Below are 16,924 nucleotides of genomic sequence, written 5' to 3'. Positions count from 1 at the left end.
GCTGAATATAACTTCCCTCAAACGTAAAAAACTTGCCTGAACAAATGCTCAGGCAAGTTTTTTACTATTGCAATGTTTTTTTGAAGTCATGATAGACAGATTGCCATATATCCTGATTATCCCTATAGGCTTTTGTAACGAATGTTAGTACTTCCTTACGTTTCTCTTCGAAGTCTTCTGCACTCTTATCAGGAAGCTTTGCAAAAGATTCTTCGATGAATTCTTGCACTCTAGGAGCTCGAGGACCCCATGTTCCGACTTCCTTTCCTTCTGAATCAATGAAGATGAGTTTAGGAATCGATTTGGAACCATTCGTCAAATATTGACCCATCAACTCTTCGTTCTCATCCCTTAACAAGAAGTGTGTAGGAATGTGACTGGCTTCAGCAATTCGAAGGAAAATAGGGAGATTCAGCATGGCATCGCCACACCAGTCTTCTGTTAAAACGATGGCACGCAGTTTTTTTTCCTGAAGTTGCTCAAATATTGGCTGGTCTTCAATGGATACGGAAAAATTTTCATATATATAAATGAAGTCCGTCTGATGTGATTGCATTTGGTCCACATAGCGCTGGGCAGTCATACCTTTGTTATACCACTCTTCTAAGTTCATTCCATACGCCTCCTCTAAAAACTACATACATAATAATCTTCCCTAATTCAGGGAAGAATAAGCATCTGTTCGTTATTAATATCTTATTTTTTGATATGATAAAAGGAAAAAGGGGGAGAATAGATGCAAACGGAACGATTGAACTTTTTATTGGAGTTATTAGAAATCTCTTCACCATCAAGTATGGAAATGGATATACAAAAGCGCTGGATCAAAGAAATGCGCCCTGTGGCTGATGAAATAATAACGGATCACGCTGGGAATGCTATTGCAGTTTTAAACCCGGAGGCTGATTTTAAAATTTTGCTAGCGGGTCATTGTGATGAGATCGGACTCGTAATCAATCGGATTGATGAACAAGGGTATCTTCATTTTGATAAAATAGGGGGAATTAATCCGAAAGCAGCTGTCGGTATGAAGGTGAGGGTGCTTGGCTTTAAAAAAGAAGTGACAGGGGTTATTGGTGTGAATGCCCAACATCATGGTGGGTTAAAAGGCGATTTCGATTTAGATGATCTATTTATCGATTGCGGAGCTAAATCCAAAGAAGAGATGGAAACATTCGTCCAAATCGGAGACCTGGCTGTTTACAAAAGAGAACCGGAAATTTTGATGGATCGATACATAGCCGGTCGTGGGTTAGATAATCGTACAGGGCAGTTCATTGTCGGTGAAGTATTGAGAAGGCTATCGGACAAAAATATAAATGTTGGTGTGTATGCAGCGAGCACTGTGAACGAAGAGACGAATATGGGAGGTGCTTATTTTGCGGCAGCAGGTCTAGAGCCTACAATGGCGATTGCTTGTGATGTAACGTTTGCAACAGACTACCCAGGTGTAAATAAAAATAAACACGGGGATATTTGTCTCGATGGTGGCCCAGTCCTTGCTAAAGGGGCGCCGATCAATAGAAAAATCAACCAGTTGCTGGAAGAGACCGCAAAATCTCTCCATATGAAAGTACAGTACGAATTGACCCCGCGTTTAACAGGAACTGACGCAGATAAAATGCGTCTTACTGGCAGGGGAGTTCCTGTTAGTCTGGTGTCTCTGCCACTTAGGTATATGCACTCTCCAGTGGAAACGGTGAGTATTAAAGATATAGATGAAGAAATCGATTTGATTGTTGATATGATAGCGAATATGAGTGGAAAGGAAAGTTTAAATCCTTTAGAAGATTGAATCATCCAACGTCAGGGAAATTCCCTGGCGTTTTTGTTTATTTGTATCATATTTGGAAAGAATAGCAGATATAATCTTCATAACTGTAAGGAGTGATCTGCATGGATCGGGAAATGTTACATCAACAGATATTGAAGCTGAAAGGGAAAATTTGCGCGGGTCAGTTGCATGTGCAAGGATATGACGATTATATCCTCATGCAATTGGATAAAGTGAAAGACAGTGATGATGGTCTTGTAGATGTATCGACGGTTTCTTCCACACTCCGCTTGTTCATTGATGCAACAGAAAAACATCACTATCCATCATAATAAAATTTATACAAAAGAAGAAGCGATCTTGTCGTTCATGACAAGATCGCTTCTTTTCATAGATCATCCTATATTATTGACCTGCATTAGCGCGTAATGCTTTAACAGCTTTAACTCCTGCTGCCATATCACTTGTAGTTGGGTTCATAGTTGTTGTTGGCGGGAAGCAAGTAATTCCTGTGAATTTGCGAAGGTCTACTTCTACGCAAGCCCCTGTAGCGAACCATCCATCAAATTCGATCAAATCTAGCAACGAATCCGGAGTCTCATCGCAAAGGCTAGGATACAATAGTTCAAGGACTGCACAACATTCATCATCCTCTTTAATTTTCTTCACTCGGAAGAATGGAGATGGAATAGGACCGAAGCACGAAGTGTCGACTCTTCTAACTCCCCATGCAAAGTAAGGTAGCAACCCAGAAAGTGCTCCCTCACATCCACAAAGAAGCATGAAAGGAATCGTATCGTTTCCGTTCGCACCTGCAGGAGAAACCAGGTCTCTCAATGACCTTTCACATGATCCAGCACTACAACAGTCGTTGTTAGCAACCTCATCCTGTGCAGCAGCAATTCTTCTTACCTTCTCACAAACACAGTTACTTTTTTTACATTTACAACTCATATTTTTCCCCCCTTTATACCTTTTGTTAATAGAATATGTAAAAGGTATAAAGGGGAGTGGGTGGTTGTCTCATCTATAATAGAAACGTTGGAAAATGTGCAAATATAGCAGCCCGCATACCCAGGATAAGCTCGGGAAGTTGATGTTTAAGTCGAAACAGAAAGGTTGGGCAGACTGTCAAGGAACCTCTTCTTATGAAAGATGGGCAGATATTCAAAGGTATTGATAGAAACAGCTTTACAGACTTATTAGACCTTTTTTTCCTTTTTCAGCCATTCAAATCACGCATTTTCAAAACTCTAGACCAGTGGTTCTTAAGCCTCTTATTCAGAATTCCAAATAGAGCTTTAATGACCTTGCTCCCCCATAGTTACTCAGGTATATAAGGCAAATCCAGCTCTTTAGGGATATTAATTACATGCGTATCGGTATACGCAAGAAGCCCTTCCTTGCCATATTCGCGGCCTATTCCAGACTGTTTCACGCCGCCGAACGGGAATCGTACATCGAGTCCTTGAATGGCAGCGGTATTAATCATCGTCGTACCAGCCTGAATATGTTTTGCGATTTTTATCGCATGTTCGTTATTTCCCCATACCGAGCTAGTTAGACCAAATATACTATCGTTTGCAAGCCTGATGGCATGTTCATCATCATCAAAAGGTAAAATGGGAACGGTAGGACCAAATTGTTCTTCAACGACAATAGGGTCATCCTGATTTGCACCTAAGACAACTGTCGGCTGCATAAAGTAGCCTTTCTCATATTGAGCCTGATCAAGGATTTCACCCAATCTGACGACTTTAGCGCCCTTACTTTCGGCATCATCAATCAAACCTTGAACAAACTCGATTTGCTTCTTGTTATTGACAGCGCCGATCGTGACGTCCTTGTCAAAAGGATCCCCAACTCTAATCCATTTGTTCGCTGCCTCTATATACTTTTCAACAAAGGGCTCATAAATAGATCTATCCACATAGATCCTCTTTGCAATCATACAAATTTGACCAGCCGTAAGAAAGTTAGAGATGACTAAACGTCTCATTGCCTTTTCGTCATTCACATCAAAATCATTTAGGACAAGTGCAGCATCATTTCCTCCTAACTCTAAGGTCATATGTTTAATCGTTTCTGCTGCTGCTTTCATAATATGTTTTGCCGTTTCTGTTCCACCAGTAAAAGCAATTTTAGCTATCTTGGGATTCGAGGTTAATTCTACGCCTACATCCGACTCTCCATGAACAAGGTTCAATACTCCTGGCGGGAATTCATCTGCAATTATCTCCACAACCTTACTCACCGCAAGCGGTGCTAATGGGCTCGGTTTCAAAACCATCGTATTCCCCGCTAAGAGGGCTGGAGCGATTTTAATGGTGGAAAGGGAGATTGGATAATTCCATGGTGTAATAGCAGAAACAACACCGATCGCATCGTTGGAAATGATGGTTTTCCCATTCTCGTGATCCTGCACATCATCCTTCAAGACCTCTTTTACGTTATTACAAGCATATTCCATCCACATTAAGGAAACACCGATTTCTCCTTCGGAATCATAAAGTGGCTTTCCATGCTCTCTGGATAACAATTCTGCAATTTCCGGCGTCGTCTTTTTGATTCTTTGAATCGCCCTTCTCATTCGCTCTATCCGTTCATCCATAGAAGTTTCCCGCCATGTCGTAAATGTATCATGGGCCGCATCAATGGCCATGACCGTTTCCTCTAATGTGTTTACTGGCGCATATCCAACAATTTGATCTGGGTGTGTAGGGTTTTCACGTGCGGATTGTTTCTCTGTCTTATGCTTTTCCCCGTTTATAATGGCATCAATGATAATAGGAGAGTCAAACATAATTTTTCCCATCCTCTCAAGGAACAATTTTTTTAGTGTGGTACTCAGGAAATTGAATTATTCAAGTAATAGACACACCTTTTCATAATTATCTTTTCGCTATTCGATATAACAGAACTGAATTTTTTTGAAATAATATAAGTTTACTTTTCTTTTTATTGTTATATATAGAAGAGTCCCTTAAAGTATCTATAGGGATGGTTAAGAAATAGGTTCCATAAGTGGATGAACTATGGGTTATAGTGAATGAATTGCAAAGAATGTAGGGGACCCCTTATGAAAATTGGTTCTGCGTCAATTGTTGGGGTGGGAGATCTACTCCCACTCCCTATCCTACTTGAAAGTTCTTAAATGCTTTAAATTGGTGATGTAATAACACTTTCAGGCGAAGGCGATCATACCTTTTAAATCCGAAAGCATTCCTTTTAATGACTTTGGTCTGATTGTTCAATCCTTCTAAAATCCATTGCTGTAATTGAAGGCGAAGCTATTTAACACTTCTACTTGCCAATTCTTCAAGGTTTGAATGGCATGAATGAACTCTCTCAAACCACTCCTTTCCACCTTTTCATAATACGCATAAAGCGAGGTCTTCACTTCATGAATCGCTTCTGTACCGTTCTTTTTCGCATCGTCGAACCAGCTTCGGAAAGCCTCTTTCAATCCATATGCTGTGCGTAAATCCTCGGACATTCCTAGATACCTCTTCAAATGCCAATGTTGCTTATCACTTAATCGATCATAGGATTTATAGAAGATATGTTTCATACGCTTACACTTCTTACGATCGTACTCATGAAACTCCCTCTGTACTCTGCGACGCACTTTCTCTAAAGCCCAGTAAATATAACGACAGAAGTGAAAGCGATCCGCGACAATAATCGGATCTCCTAGCGCTTTTTGAACAGCTGATTTGAAGGAATGACTCATGTCCATAATCACCATTTGGACGTTTTGCCCTTTAGCTTGAAGATACTGTTTGACGGTTTTCACGGAGCGATCCGGCAAGATATCCAACGGTTCTCCTGTGTAACCGTCCCCTATAATGACTTGATATTTACCAGCTTTCGTATCCCCTTTGTATTCATCAATCGCAATCACTTCAGGCAGCTTATCCACCCTCTTCAACATTGGTGCCGAGATCTCATCAAAGCGACGTATGGCGGTGGTTTGGGATGTGCGAAACTGGGCGGTTGTATCTTTGAAATTCATGCCCTGAATAACACGGATCCCAAGGGCTTGATTCCATTCTTTCGTGTGTCGCTGATAACGCTCGACAATGGGATTTGACTCGGCAAATCGCTTCCCACAAACACAGCTGTAGCGACGCTTCCTATAGTAAAGGTAAGTGGTTCTCTCAAATAGTTTCAGGTGTTGAACCTTTTGAATACGGTAATCATGAACGTTGGAAGTTCGTTCTTCACATTGCGGACAAGTGTGCATTTGCTTGGGAAGCTCTACATAAATTCGGAACACACCATCTTTTTCTTCCATTTTCGTTACTTTCACGTCTTCTAATCCAGGTAATATCATGTTAAAATGCATCTGCACACAACTCCTTACTTTCTTGTTTCTGGACAATTCAAGTGTAGTAGACAAGGAGCTTGTGTGCATTTTTTTATGCCAAATTTTCTAATCCCCCAACAAATATTGTAGAGCCTGAAAATTGCCAAACAAAAAAGAGCGCCACAAAGCGCTCTTTTTACGAAATTGTACTGCGGCTGAAATGCTCAACTTTTTCCTCTTCCCTATTCCCATTTTTATAAATATATGACAAAGGGACTAAAAGATAAGCCATTTTACTTGCGCCCTCATTGTTTCTCCCATAAACCAGCTAAAGGCAGGGAGGATTAGGAAATAATTTAGCGCACTCACTCCTAAGTCCATATATGACAAAAGGGGATTTTACCATAAGCATGTCAGAGAGCGCCTTTATAATGAGTTATTGCTGATTTATTTTTTCTGCTTCTTCTACTTTATATCGAGCAGTCGGCATCGCTTCTAGACGTTCGATAGGAATAGGCTCCCCTGATTTCTCACTAAGTCCGTAACGGCCTTCTTCCATCCGTTTCAGTGCATCTTCCACTTCCATCAGTTTTTCGCGAGCTTGTTCATAAAATGTTTGCTCTTTAGCCCTTTCGAACTGATCAGTCCCTTGGTCTCCCGGATGGTCGGCTATGCTTGAAATTTCACCTGTCCTATCATTTTCGAAATCCTCTTTGGCTTGATCTTGCTGATATTCTTCCATTTGATTTTCAGCTTCTGTTTTCATCTGTAAGAGACGTTCCTTGAATTCTTTCTTCTGTTTTTCTGATAACATACTTGAAAACTCCTTTCTTTCCAATGATTTCACTTCTTAATGGGCACAACGCCGATGGTGCATCTGGATAGGCAAATTAAATCTTCTGATTCATTGAAAATTTTGATTTCCCATACCATCGTGTTTCTTCCGATATGCACAGGGGTTGCTGTACCTTTCACATAACCATCACGGACACTTTTGATATGGTTCGCATTGATTTCTATGCCAAAAACCTGGTATTTTTCAGGATCAACATTCAAGTATGCTCCGATGCTCGCCGCGCTTTCAGCTAATGCGACGTTTGCGCCTCCATGTAAAAAGCCCATGGGCTGATGAGTTCGTTTATCTACAGGCATACGAATAGTGACTTCTTTTGGGTTGGCCTCTATGACTTCCATGCCTAGAGCTTCCATCAGTGTATTTTGCAACATAGAATCTTTCATAATCATCCCATCCTTTTTTTATATTCCCATTGTATAAAAGGTCAAACCTTAAGAAAAAGAAGGATGGTGGGAGCCATCCTTCTAGTTGAGTGATTTAACGTTGTCCTTCTTTGTTTCCATTCCCTACCCAAGAGGTAAATACAGATGGAAGAGCAAGGAAAGGCCGAGTAATAATCCATAAATGGTGTTTGTCTGAGCTGTAGCTACCATAGCCGGCATCATTTCAAGCGGCTGTTGTTTTCCTATAAATCCCTGAATGGCTTTTCTTGCTTTTATTACACTAAAGAAAGTAATCAAGGACCACAAAGGCAGAATGCCCAGGAAAACTAAAACCCCTGTCCAAATAAAAGCGATAGCAAAAAGAGACGTTAGGAAAAGGATGGCCCCCTTGTGACCGAAGAGAATCGCTAATGTATTTCTTCCATTTTCCGCATCTCCTACACGGTCGCGGATGTTGTTGGCCAATAGAATAGAACCAACAAAAATAGCGACAGGAACAGATACGATGATGACTTCACTAGAGATCGCCTCGGTTTGAATATAGTAACTGATCCCGATGATAATGGTCCCCATGAAGAACCCGGCTGTAATTTCGCCAAATGGAGTGTAGGCGATTGGTAGTGGTCCTCCAGTGTAAAGGTAACCGAAAAGCATGGACACTAATCCGATGACTGCGATCCACCAACTGGATGCGGCGCATATATAAATTCCTAAAATACCCGCGATAATAAAGAAAGAAATAGCTAATGCCATTACTGTGTTCGGGCGGATACCATCCCTTACAATTGTACCGCCAATTCCGACGGAGTTTTCATTATCTAAGCCTCGCTTGTAATCATAATATTCATTGAACATATTCGTGGCGGCTTGAATGAGGATGGATGCGAGCAACATTGCAGCAAACAACCAAAAATTAATCGATTGTTCCATAGCAGCTAACATCGTACCTACAAAAACCGGAACGAAGGCTGCGGTCAACGTATGAGGGCGGAGGAGCCTCCACCACACTTGAAATCCTTCACGTTCATTCAAGGAAGTTTTTACATTTTGATTTTGCACAGAGCTCATTGGTGTTCTCTCCCTTGTTAATATACTATATCTATGATAACAGTTTAAGTTTAGGGAAAGAGGGGCAGAGTGTCAATTGATGTAAAAAATTGAGGATTGAAAGGTAAGATTCCTTGAGTCAAGAGAAAAAAGAGAATAAAATAGAGAGTGATGCATGCAAGCAGTGCTTACTGATTTGCTGTATGATGATAGATGGATTAGATCACGTCCCTTAAAGAATGGGAGGAATTGTTATGCTTCATACGAAGACCCCTATAATAGAAGAATGGATCGGGGAAGCTCTTCAGAAAGCACATCATCTTGGGGAACCTCTTTTTATTAGTATAGTTGAACAAATAGATAATCAAGACCCATTCCAGTTTTTTGATGCTGGAAAGGATATAGATCAGCACCGTACGTTTTGGCAAAGTGCTGATAGCGACTTTACAATTGTCGGTGTCGGGAAAGCAAGCCAATTGTATGCAAAAAGTACACACCGTTTTCAAGAAGTTCAATCTCTGTGGAACCAACTTCAGGAAAACGCTATGGTCCATGATGAATACAATATAAAAGGAACAGGAATGGTCGCTATCGGGGGATTCAGTTTCGATCCTGAGCAACAAGACCAATCTCCCTGGGGTTCTTTCCTTGATACTCAGATGACAGTACCCGCGTACTTAATGACGCAAGTTAACGGCGAAAGTTATTTGACGATCAATGCCTTGATTTTCCCAGAAGACCACCTCCAACAAATATCAAATCAAGTGCTTAGTCACAGGGAAATGTTGTTGAGACAACAAGATTCAACTACTCATTTACCTTCTATTAAAGAGGCATATGAAATTGCGCCCAACGATTGGAAGAACTCTGTCAAACAGGCAACGGAGGATATTAAGGCAGGTTTGATAGAGAAGGTCGTACTGGCAAGAGAACTCCGTGTATCTTTTGAAGAAGATGCGCATATAGCATCCATCCTGAAGACGTTGGCAGACACCCAGCAAAACAGCTACATTTTCGCTTATGAAAGTGATGGGGATTATTTTGTTGGTGCTACACCTGAAAGACTTGCAAAATTGGAAGAACGGGAACTTGTTTCCACTTGTCTCGCAGGCACTATACCTCGTGGAAGAACAGAGGAGGAAGACCAGCTGTTCGGTCAGGAATTGATGAATGATCCGAAAAATAGGCAAGAGCATCAATTTGTTGTAGAAATGATCAGAGAAGCTGTAGAGGCATGTAGTAGTCATGTGAGTATTCCAGAAGCTCCAGTCCTCTATCCACTGAAAAACTTGCAGCATTTATATACGCCTGTAAGAGCGAAATTGGATGAAGGCTATACTCTACTTGATGTGATTGAAAAACTGCACCCTACCCCTGCTTTAGGTGGTATGCCGCAAAAGGAATCGGTCGAATATATTCGCATCCATGAGACGCTGAATAGAGGTTGGTATGCGGGACCAATCGGGTGGTTTGACGCTGGTAACAATGGAGAATTCGCCGTAGCGATTCGCTCAGCCTTGATTCAGAAGGACGAGGCTTCTTTATTCGCAGGTTGCGGAGTTGTGGAAGATTCTGACCCAGAAGCGGAATATGAAGAGACCTCTGTCAAATTGAAGCCGATGCTGTCTGTGTTGGGAGGTTCATGATGGGACATGTAGAAGCATTAACAAAATATGTAACACATTTTGTCGATCAACTTGCTTACTCGGGGGTAGAACACGTGGTCATTTCCCCTGGATCAAGATCGACTCCACTTGCGATGACATTCGCTGAACATGCCGAGGTGAATCATTGGGTTCATCTCGATGAACGTTCAGCTGCTTTTTTTGCTTTAGGAATAGCAAAAAAAGAGAATTGTCCGGTCGCTATCGTCTGTACTTCAGGAACCGCCGCAGCTAATTATTATCCCGCGATTGTGGAAGCTTATTATAGTCGGGTACCCCTTTTAGTTTTGACTGCCGATCGCCCTCATGAATTAAGAGAAGTCGGTGCTCCGCAAGCAATTGATCAAATTAGCATGTTTGGTCGTTATGCTAAATGGTATCAAGATCTTGCTTTACCGGAAAAAGATAATTATGTTTATGCAAGAAAGCAAGCAGCAAGGGCTTTTGAAGAATCGGTCAGCGGTCATCCAGGACCTGTGCACTTGAATTTTCCGCTTCGTGAGCCTCTAATTCCTGATTTTACTATGGAAGGAATTTGGCGTGGGGAGGTCCGCCCGACCCCAAGAGCTAAAGAAGGGAAAGCGGTCCTTCCAGACAATGAATTGAAAGATCTCTTTGAACGGTTGGCTCAAGGAGAAAAAGGGTTGATTGTCGTAGGTCCTCAAACTGATCCCGCATTGGCTGGTGAAGTGACTCAATTAGCATCACGTCTTGGTGTCCCTGTATTTGCGGATCCACTGTCACAATTGCGGGCAGGGGACCATGATAAAAGGAACATCATTGAAAACTATGATGCACTATTGAGGTCTGAAAAGATACAAGAGACAGTAGTGCCGGATTACATCTTACGGTTCGGGGCCATGCCGGTATCGAAAGCTTATTTGAAATGGATCCAGAAGTATGAAAATTTCCTGGATCATTATGTAGTCGATGATGCTCCGGGATACCGTGAACCTGCGGGGATAACCACTCATTTTCTCTGGAGTGATGCCGTCAGACTCTGCCAGGGTCTTTCCGCATACATGCCTGAAGATAATGTGGAAACGTCCTGGGTAGCCAAATGGCGACATATGAATTCGATAGCTAAACAACATATGTTAAGCGAACCTGACGATCTAATGAATGAGGGACATGCAGTCGTTTATCTGTCAGAGTCTTTGCCGGATGAGTCGAACTTCTTTATCGGGAACAGTATGCCGATACGTGATGTGGATAGCTTTTTTATGTCAACACCTAAGCATATAAGGATGATGGCAAATAGAGGAGCGAATGGCATTGATGGAGTTGTCAGCGCTGCCGTGGGTAGTGCAGCAACAGGAACGGAAACGACGCTCCTTTTAGGGGACATTTCATTCTTTCATGATATGAACGGACTTTGGATGGCGCAAAGTAAGAGGATCCCGCTTACGATTATTGTAATAAACAATGACGGCGGAGGCATTTTCTCTTATTTGCCTCAATCGAATCATCCCGACCATTTTGAGGAGCTTTTCGGAACGCCACTCGGTATCGATCTTTCTCACGCTATAAAGATGTACGGGGGGATTCACAAAAAAGTCACGAATTGGGAAGACTATCAACAGGCGCTTGGAGAAAGTTTCCATACCAGTCAGCTCCATGTCATTGAGGTCATTACAAACAGAGAGGATCATGTGGATTTCCATAAGAAACGTTGGAATCAGGTGGAAAGAGCAGTGGTCGACTGGAGTGAGAGTGAATGAAAATTAATAGTAGAGGCCGTGACTATTGGGTAGAAGACCATGGCGATGGGCCGGTTCTAGTCTTATTGCATGGATTCACAGGTAGTGCGTCCACTTTCGATGTAATGCTGGACCATCTATCTGCTGATTACCGGTTGATTAAGATTGACTTACCCGGCCATGGAAAAACCGGACCTCTTGGAGTAGTGACAATGGAAAAGTTCTGTCATGATTTTAAGAGATTACTGGACCAGTTAGATATCGAGGAAATAACCCTTCTAGGGTACTCTCTTGGAGGACGTGCGGCTCTCTCATTCACTATGCTCTATCCTGAGTATGTGAAGCAACTTATCTTAGAGAGTTCTTCTCCTGGACTTGAGACCACAGAAGAACAGCTGACAAGACAAGCAAAAGATAAGGGACTTTCAGAAATGATCCAGCGTGACGGTCTGGAAGCTTTTGTTTCTTATTGGGAAAAAATCCCTTTGTTCGAATCTCATCAGGCTCTTTCACAAGATGTTAAAAGAACTTTAAGGGAAGAACGGATGAGCCATTCTCCTGAAGGTCTCAGTGATTCATTGCTTGGAATGGGAACGGGGCATCAGCCTTCCTGGTGGGGACAGCTTTCCGTATTAAAGCTTCCAGTTCTGCTCATCACCGGGGGGTGGGATGAGAAGTTCCGAAAGATTAATCAAAGGATGTCCGAACTGCTTCCTGAAGTCGTTTGGAGAGAGGTAGAAGGAGCTGGACACACCGTCCACCTTGAGAAACCGATAATTTTTGCTAAAATTGTAGATGACTTCATGATAGAATAAAATGTGTATGAATACGTTTTTCATGAAGAACATGTATATTTGAAAGAAAAAGGAGGAAATGTAATGTCTTTTGAATGGGTTCGTGAACGTGAATACGAAGATATTATGTATGAGAGATTTGAAGGGATTGCGAAAATTACAATCAACCGCCCGGAAGTACGAAATGCTTTCCGTCCGCAAACCGTCCATGAATTGATAGATGCTTTTGCTTACGCTCGTGATGACTCGAGAATCGGTGTCATTGTTCTAGCAGGAGCTGGAGATGACGCATTCTGTGCAGGTGGGGACCAAAAAGTAAGAGGCCATGGTGGTTATGTTGGTGACGATCATATCCCTCGTTTAAATGTATTGGATTTACAACGCCTGATCCGAGTCATCCCTAAACCGGTTGTTGCAATGGTTTCCGGCTATGCTATTGGAGGAGGACACGTCTTACATATCGTATGTGATTTGACGATTGCTGCCGACAACGCTATCTTCGGCCAAACTGGTCCTAAAGTTGGAAGCTTTGATGCCGGGTATGGTGCAGGGCTCCTTGCTCGTATCGTCGGTCATAAAAAAGCTCGCGAAATTTGGTATCTATGCCGTCAATATAGTGCAAGAGAAGCGGAAGATATGGGGTTAGTCAATACTGTCGTACCATTGGAAGACTTAGAAGCGGAAACAGTACAATGGTGCAGAGAGATGCTTGAGAAATCCCCTACTGCCTTACGTTTCTTGAAAGCTTCTTTCAATGCGGATACAGATGGCCTTGCTGGTCTGCAGCAAATGGGTGGAGACGCTACATTGCTCTACTATACGACGGAAGAAGCAAAGGAAGGTCGTGACGCCTTCAAGGAGAAGAGAAAACCTGATTTCGATCAGTTCCCTCGTTTCCCTTGATGAAAGCCATATAAATCATGATTGCAAGAAAGGGGCATCCTGAAAAGGGGCGCCCCTTTTTCATATGTCCAATCAAGTTGGTGAGCCTTTGAATACTACAAGAAAAGGAAGGATAAGAATGAGCGAACAAATTCCTCATTGGCTAGATAAGCAAGCAGAATTAAATCCTGATCGTTTGGCGGTCGAAACATATATGGGGGAACAAATCAGCTTTAGAGATTTAAGAAAAAGAAGTCGAGGCATGGCCCGGGCATTGATTGATGAAGGTGTGAAACCTGGAGACCATGTGGCCTTTCTTTCTGATAACACCCCGTACTTCCCAATATTCATTCATGCTATTAGTTATATTGGAGCTGTTGCTGTGCTACTCAACACAAGGTTGACAGCACCTGAAATTGCTTTTCAATTGAAGGATGCTCATATATCTCACTTTTATATAGGGAAAGGTTATGAGGGAATTGCCGACAAATCAGCTGTTGGACTGGAGATGAAGGTAAAGGCGATTGAAGAGTTACCTATCCTAAACGAGCTCGATTATCCATTAAGGAGAGAGCTTCCCTTTGAAGAGGTTTATACCATGATGTATACATCGGGGACTACTGGCCACCCGAAAGCGGTTATGCATACATACGGGAATCACTGGTATAGTGCCATTGCCTCTGCGCTTAACTTAGGAATCAATTCAAATGATAAATGGCTTATTTGTCTACCGTTATTCCATGTCGGCGGTTTTTCAGTGCTTATGAAAAATGTTATTTATGGAATGTCTACCCACCTTTTGGAAAAATTCGATGCTCCGCTGGTTCACGACGCAATCATAGCAAAAGGTGTAACCCATGTTTCTGTCGTAACCGTTATGCTGCAACGATTACTTAGATTGTTAGATGGAGAAACGTATCCAAAAGGTTTCCGTTGTATGCTTCTGGGCGGAGGCCCCGTCCCCGAACGTTTGTTACAAGAAACATCAAAGCGGAATATCCCTGTTTTTCAAACGTATGGGATGACAGAAACATCCTCTCAGATAGCAACGCTTGGTCCGGATTATGCCTTTTCGAAAATAGGGTCAGCTGGAAAAGCGCTGAGTCTTGCTGAATTGAGGATTGATAGCCACAAGAGAGGAGAAGTAGGGGAAATACTCGTACGAGGTCCTATGGTCTCTAAAGGGTATTTTAACCGAAAGGAAGAAGACGGCATTTACCTGCGTACTGGCGATCTTGGATATGAAGATGAGGATGGGTTCTTATACGTGGTCGACCGTGTGAAAGATATTATTATTTCTGGAGGGGAAAATGTATATCCAGCTGAAGTAGAGAGTGTGTTGAGTGAGATGCCTGGAGTAAGAGAAACCGGTATAGCTGGTCGCCATGATGAAGTATGGGGAGAAGTACCCGTCGCCTTTTTAGTAACAGAGGCAGGCGTAACTGTTGAAGACGTTCGAACATTTTGTAATAAAAGGTTAGCAAAGTTTAAGAATCCAGCCGAAATTCATTTTGTAGACGCTCTTCCGAGAAATGCTTCGAACAAACTGTTGAGACGAAAATTGTTCCATTTGTTAGATGGGGAAACATCAGAATGAGAGTGAAGAAAATCACTTTGCGAAAAGTACAATTGCCTCTCAAGTCTCCTTTTATTACCCATCAGATCAATCTGGAAAACAGACCATTGATTATTGTAGAGGCGATGGATGAAGTAGGGCTTGTCGGGTACGGAGAAGTTACTGCATTCCCGACACCGTTCTACACTTATGAAACAATTGAGACAGCCTGGTATGTCCTTGGGGAACTTATCGTTCCACGAGTTTTGGAAAATGAGCTGGTATACCCAACGGGTTTTGTCAACCTAACAAACGATATACAGGGACACCAAATGGCGAAAGCAGGACTAGAGGGAGCTTTATGGGATCTCTACGCCAAAGAAAAAGGTCTGAGTCTGAGCAGTGTTTTAGGAGGAAAGCGACAGGTCGTTCCTGCAGGAGCTGTCATCAGTTTAACTAATCACTGGGAGTCAGATATCAAAAATTTGAAAAAGGATGGTTATCAGCGTTATAAGCTGAAAGTGAGAAAAGGAAGAGAAGCCGAGGCCATTTCGGCAGTTCAACACTTCGATCCTAGCTTACCTGTTATGATTGATGCGAATGGACAATACGACGAAAAAGATATGGATCACCTGATTGCTTTGGATACTTATGGATTGATGATGATTGAACAACCGTTTAAAGCTGGAGATTTTTATTTGCATAAACAATTGCAACTGGAAATGAAGACCCCCTTGTGTTTAGATGAATCGGTTATGTCTGTCCATGATGCAATTCAAGCAGTACAATTGCAAAGTTGCCGAATCATTAACGTCAAAATAAGCCGAGTCGGTGGTATGACCGCTGCGAAGAAGATCCACGATTATTGTTTGGAGTATAATATTCCAGTGTGGTGTGGGGGGATGGTCGAATCAGGGATCTCGAAAGCACATAACTTAGCTCTTGCATCCCTTCCGAATTTTACGATAGCTGGGGATTTGTCCAGTTCCACGAGGTATTTCGAAAAGGATCTCATATCTCCGGGAATATCCATGAATCGTGGGGAAATCAATGTCCCTGATGCACCAGGGATCGGCGTAGATGTAGATAGGGAGTACTTAGAAGCTGTTACCCATCAAATGAGCGTGTTTTCTTGTTAATTTATTTGTGTAATAGACTTCCTGATCATGGTTCACACTACCATTAAGGAGGTTGAATCATGAACAAGGAAAAATATTTCATCAATATGGGCACAAGAGAAATTTCTTTGAATCACGATGCGAACAATGATGACTTTATTATTTATGCTACAGAAGACGAAGTGAAAGCATTGAGGGAAGTATTCGATGAGATCTATAATTCAGATGTCCGGTCATTTTACCGCTCCCATATTCCGTTTATGCCTTATCATCTCGATCAAGATAATGATAATTCAGACGTCGATATGAAAACAGCATTCCAAAAGATTTATGACCTTGGTGATGAGATGACTAAGGATCATATAACTAAAATGGGAATACTGGAGGATTAAATAAACCGCTTCCTGACGAGAAGCGGTTTTTACATTATCTTGGACACTCAATTTTGAGATATTTTAGATAAAAATAGGATCCAGGCCAGCTCCGTCACCAAAACCAAACGAGTTATAAGCAGAAGGTCTCCGGACATTCCGCTGATCTTCTGCTTATGTCTGTCGGGTGAATCGGTGCAATTCTGCATTTGAATAATTTCTGTAGCGAAAAGCTTCAGTACCCTCCACGAGAAGCGAGCAGTTTCCGTAGCTCCTAACGTTCCATATTCTTTCGGAGTCGATTCTTCATCTGATACATAAAATAAACCTGGCATATCTTTTACTTTTTTTGCTTCATGGAGAAGGTTTACGGGATTTATTTAAGTTTATCTGCGCACTGGTTTGTATTTGGACCGGCTTGTGGTACGATTTAAACAGGTAGTAGACAGAACGCATACAAAAGGAATAAAG

Annotated in this window: 16 protein-coding genes and 1 pseudogene; 9 read left to right on the top strand and 8 right to left on the bottom strand. The window is 42.1% G+C overall.

The window, feature by feature from the left end; all coding sequences use genetic code 11:
- Positions 1-64 precede the first annotated feature (64 nt).
- The gene (locus tag BMZ58_RS03320) at positions 65-613 is read right to left on the bottom strand and encodes a thioredoxin family protein (RefSeq protein ID WP_075035151.1); all 549 of its coding nucleotides are present in this window, start codon (positions 611-613) and stop codon (positions 65-67) included.
- A 123-nt stretch (positions 614-736) separates the two neighbouring features.
- Between BMZ58_RS03320 and BMZ58_RS03315 the strand changes: the two genes are divergently transcribed.
- Both BMZ58_RS03315 and BMZ58_RS03310 read left to right on the top strand, forming a co-directional pair.
- Positions 737-1,795 carry a M20/M25/M40 family metallo-hydrolase gene (locus tag BMZ58_RS03315; protein WP_075035150.1) on the top strand — a complete coding sequence of 353 codons (1,059 nt, stop codon included), beginning with the start codon at positions 737-739 and terminating at the stop codon, positions 1,793-1,795.
- Positions 1,796-1,896: 101 nt separating this feature from the next.
- The gene (locus BMZ58_RS03310; protein WP_075035149.1) at positions 1,897-2,106 is read left to right on the top strand and encodes a hypothetical protein; all 210 of its coding nucleotides are present in this window, start codon (positions 1,897-1,899) and stop codon (positions 2,104-2,106) included.
- Between the two features lie 73 nt (positions 2,107-2,179).
- Here BMZ58_RS03310 and BMZ58_RS03305 read toward each other — a convergent pair whose 3' ends face one another.
- The 6 genes and pseudogenes from BMZ58_RS03305 to BMZ58_RS03280 form a co-directional block, all read right to left on the bottom strand.
- The gene (locus tag BMZ58_RS03305) at positions 2,180-2,728 is read right to left on the bottom strand and encodes a CotY/CotZ family spore coat protein (protein ID WP_075035148.1); all 549 of its coding nucleotides are present in this window, start codon (positions 2,726-2,728) and stop codon (positions 2,180-2,182) included.
- Between the two features lie 370 nt (positions 2,729-3,098).
- Entirely contained in the window at positions 3,099-4,577 is a 1,479-nt protein-coding gene (locus BMZ58_RS03300; RefSeq protein ID WP_075035147.1) for an aldehyde dehydrogenase family protein, read from the bottom strand.
- Positions 4,578-4,905: 328 nt separating this feature from the next.
- Positions 4,906-6,128: pseudogene (locus BMZ58_RS03295) on the bottom strand (ISL3 family transposase).
- A gap of 391 nt (positions 6,129-6,519) precedes the next feature.
- Entirely contained in the window at positions 6,520-6,897 is a 378-nt protein-coding gene (locus BMZ58_RS03290) for a TraR/DksA C4-type zinc finger protein (protein WP_075035146.1), read from the bottom strand.
- Between the two features lie 29 nt (positions 6,898-6,926).
- Positions 6,927-7,322 (bottom strand): hotdog fold thioesterase, encoded by a 396-nt coding sequence (locus BMZ58_RS03285; protein WP_075035145.1) that lies wholly within the window; start codon positions 7,320-7,322, stop codon positions 6,927-6,929.
- Between the two features lie 123 nt (positions 7,323-7,445).
- Positions 7,446-8,390 (bottom strand): 1,4-dihydroxy-2-naphthoate polyprenyltransferase, encoded by a 945-nt coding sequence (locus BMZ58_RS03280; RefSeq protein WP_075035144.1) that lies wholly within the window; start codon positions 8,388-8,390, stop codon positions 7,446-7,448.
- Positions 8,391-8,623: 233 nt separating this feature from the next.
- On the opposite strand from BMZ58_RS03280, the gene BMZ58_RS03275 reads away from it, so the two are divergent.
- The 7 genes from BMZ58_RS03275 to BMZ58_RS03245 all read left to right on the top strand — a co-directional run bounded on the left by BMZ58_RS03275 (position 8,624) and on the right by BMZ58_RS03245 (position 16,474).
- The gene (locus tag BMZ58_RS03275; protein WP_075035143.1) at positions 8,624-10,015 is read left to right on the top strand and encodes an isochorismate synthase; all 1,392 of its coding nucleotides are present in this window, start codon (positions 8,624-8,626) and stop codon (positions 10,013-10,015) included.
- Positions 10,015-11,754 carry a 2-succinyl-5-enolpyruvyl-6-hydroxy-3-cyclohexene-1-carboxylic-acid synthase gene (gene menD / locus BMZ58_RS03270; protein ID WP_075035142.1) on the top strand — a complete coding sequence of 580 codons (1,740 nt, stop codon included), beginning with the start codon at positions 10,015-10,017 and terminating at the stop codon, positions 11,752-11,754. The genes BMZ58_RS03275 and menD overlap by 1 nt, the downstream gene beginning before the upstream one ends.
- Positions 11,751-12,548, top strand: a complete 798-nt coding sequence (gene menH / locus BMZ58_RS03265; RefSeq protein WP_075035141.1) for a 2-succinyl-6-hydroxy-2,4-cyclohexadiene-1-carboxylate synthase — start codon at positions 11,751-11,753, stop codon at positions 12,546-12,548. Before menD ends, menH begins: the two co-directional genes overlap by 4 nt.
- Positions 12,549-12,611: 63 nt before the next feature.
- Positions 12,612-13,430: a 1,4-dihydroxy-2-naphthoyl-CoA synthase gene (menB, locus tag BMZ58_RS03260; RefSeq protein ID WP_075035140.1), complete on the top strand. Its 819-nt coding sequence runs from the start codon at positions 12,612-12,614 to the stop codon at positions 13,428-13,430.
- A 118-nt stretch (positions 13,431-13,548) separates the two neighbouring features.
- Complete coding sequence (locus BMZ58_RS03255) at positions 13,549-15,006, top strand: o-succinylbenzoate--CoA ligase (RefSeq protein WP_075035139.1); 1,458 nt, start codon at positions 13,549-13,551, stop codon at positions 15,004-15,006.
- Positions 15,003-16,103 carry an o-succinylbenzoate synthase gene (gene menC, locus BMZ58_RS03250; protein ID WP_075035138.1) on the top strand — a complete coding sequence of 367 codons (1,101 nt, stop codon included), beginning with the start codon at positions 15,003-15,005 and terminating at the stop codon, positions 16,101-16,103. Before BMZ58_RS03255 ends, menC begins: the two co-directional genes overlap by 4 nt.
- A gap of 59 nt (positions 16,104-16,162) precedes the next feature.
- Complete coding sequence (locus BMZ58_RS03245) at positions 16,163-16,474, top strand: hydrolase (RefSeq protein WP_075035137.1); 312 nt, start codon at positions 16,163-16,165, stop codon at positions 16,472-16,474.
- Between the two features lie 47 nt (positions 16,475-16,521).
- On the opposite strand, the gene BMZ58_RS03240 is transcribed toward BMZ58_RS03245, so the two are convergent.
- Positions 16,522-16,788 (bottom strand): hypothetical protein, encoded by a 267-nt coding sequence (locus BMZ58_RS03240; RefSeq protein WP_075035136.1) that lies wholly within the window; start codon positions 16,786-16,788, stop codon positions 16,522-16,524.
- Positions 16,789-16,924 lie beyond the last annotated feature (136 nt).

The sequence above is a fragment of the Halobacillus dabanensis genome (assembly GCF_900114165.1).
In the GTDB taxonomy this organism is placed as follows: domain Bacteria; phylum Bacillota; class Bacilli; order Bacillales; family Halobacillaceae; genus Halobacillus; species Halobacillus dabanensis.
The sequence above is the reverse complement of the archived record's forward strand: the minus strand, read 5'-3'. Positions and strand labels throughout refer to the sequence as shown.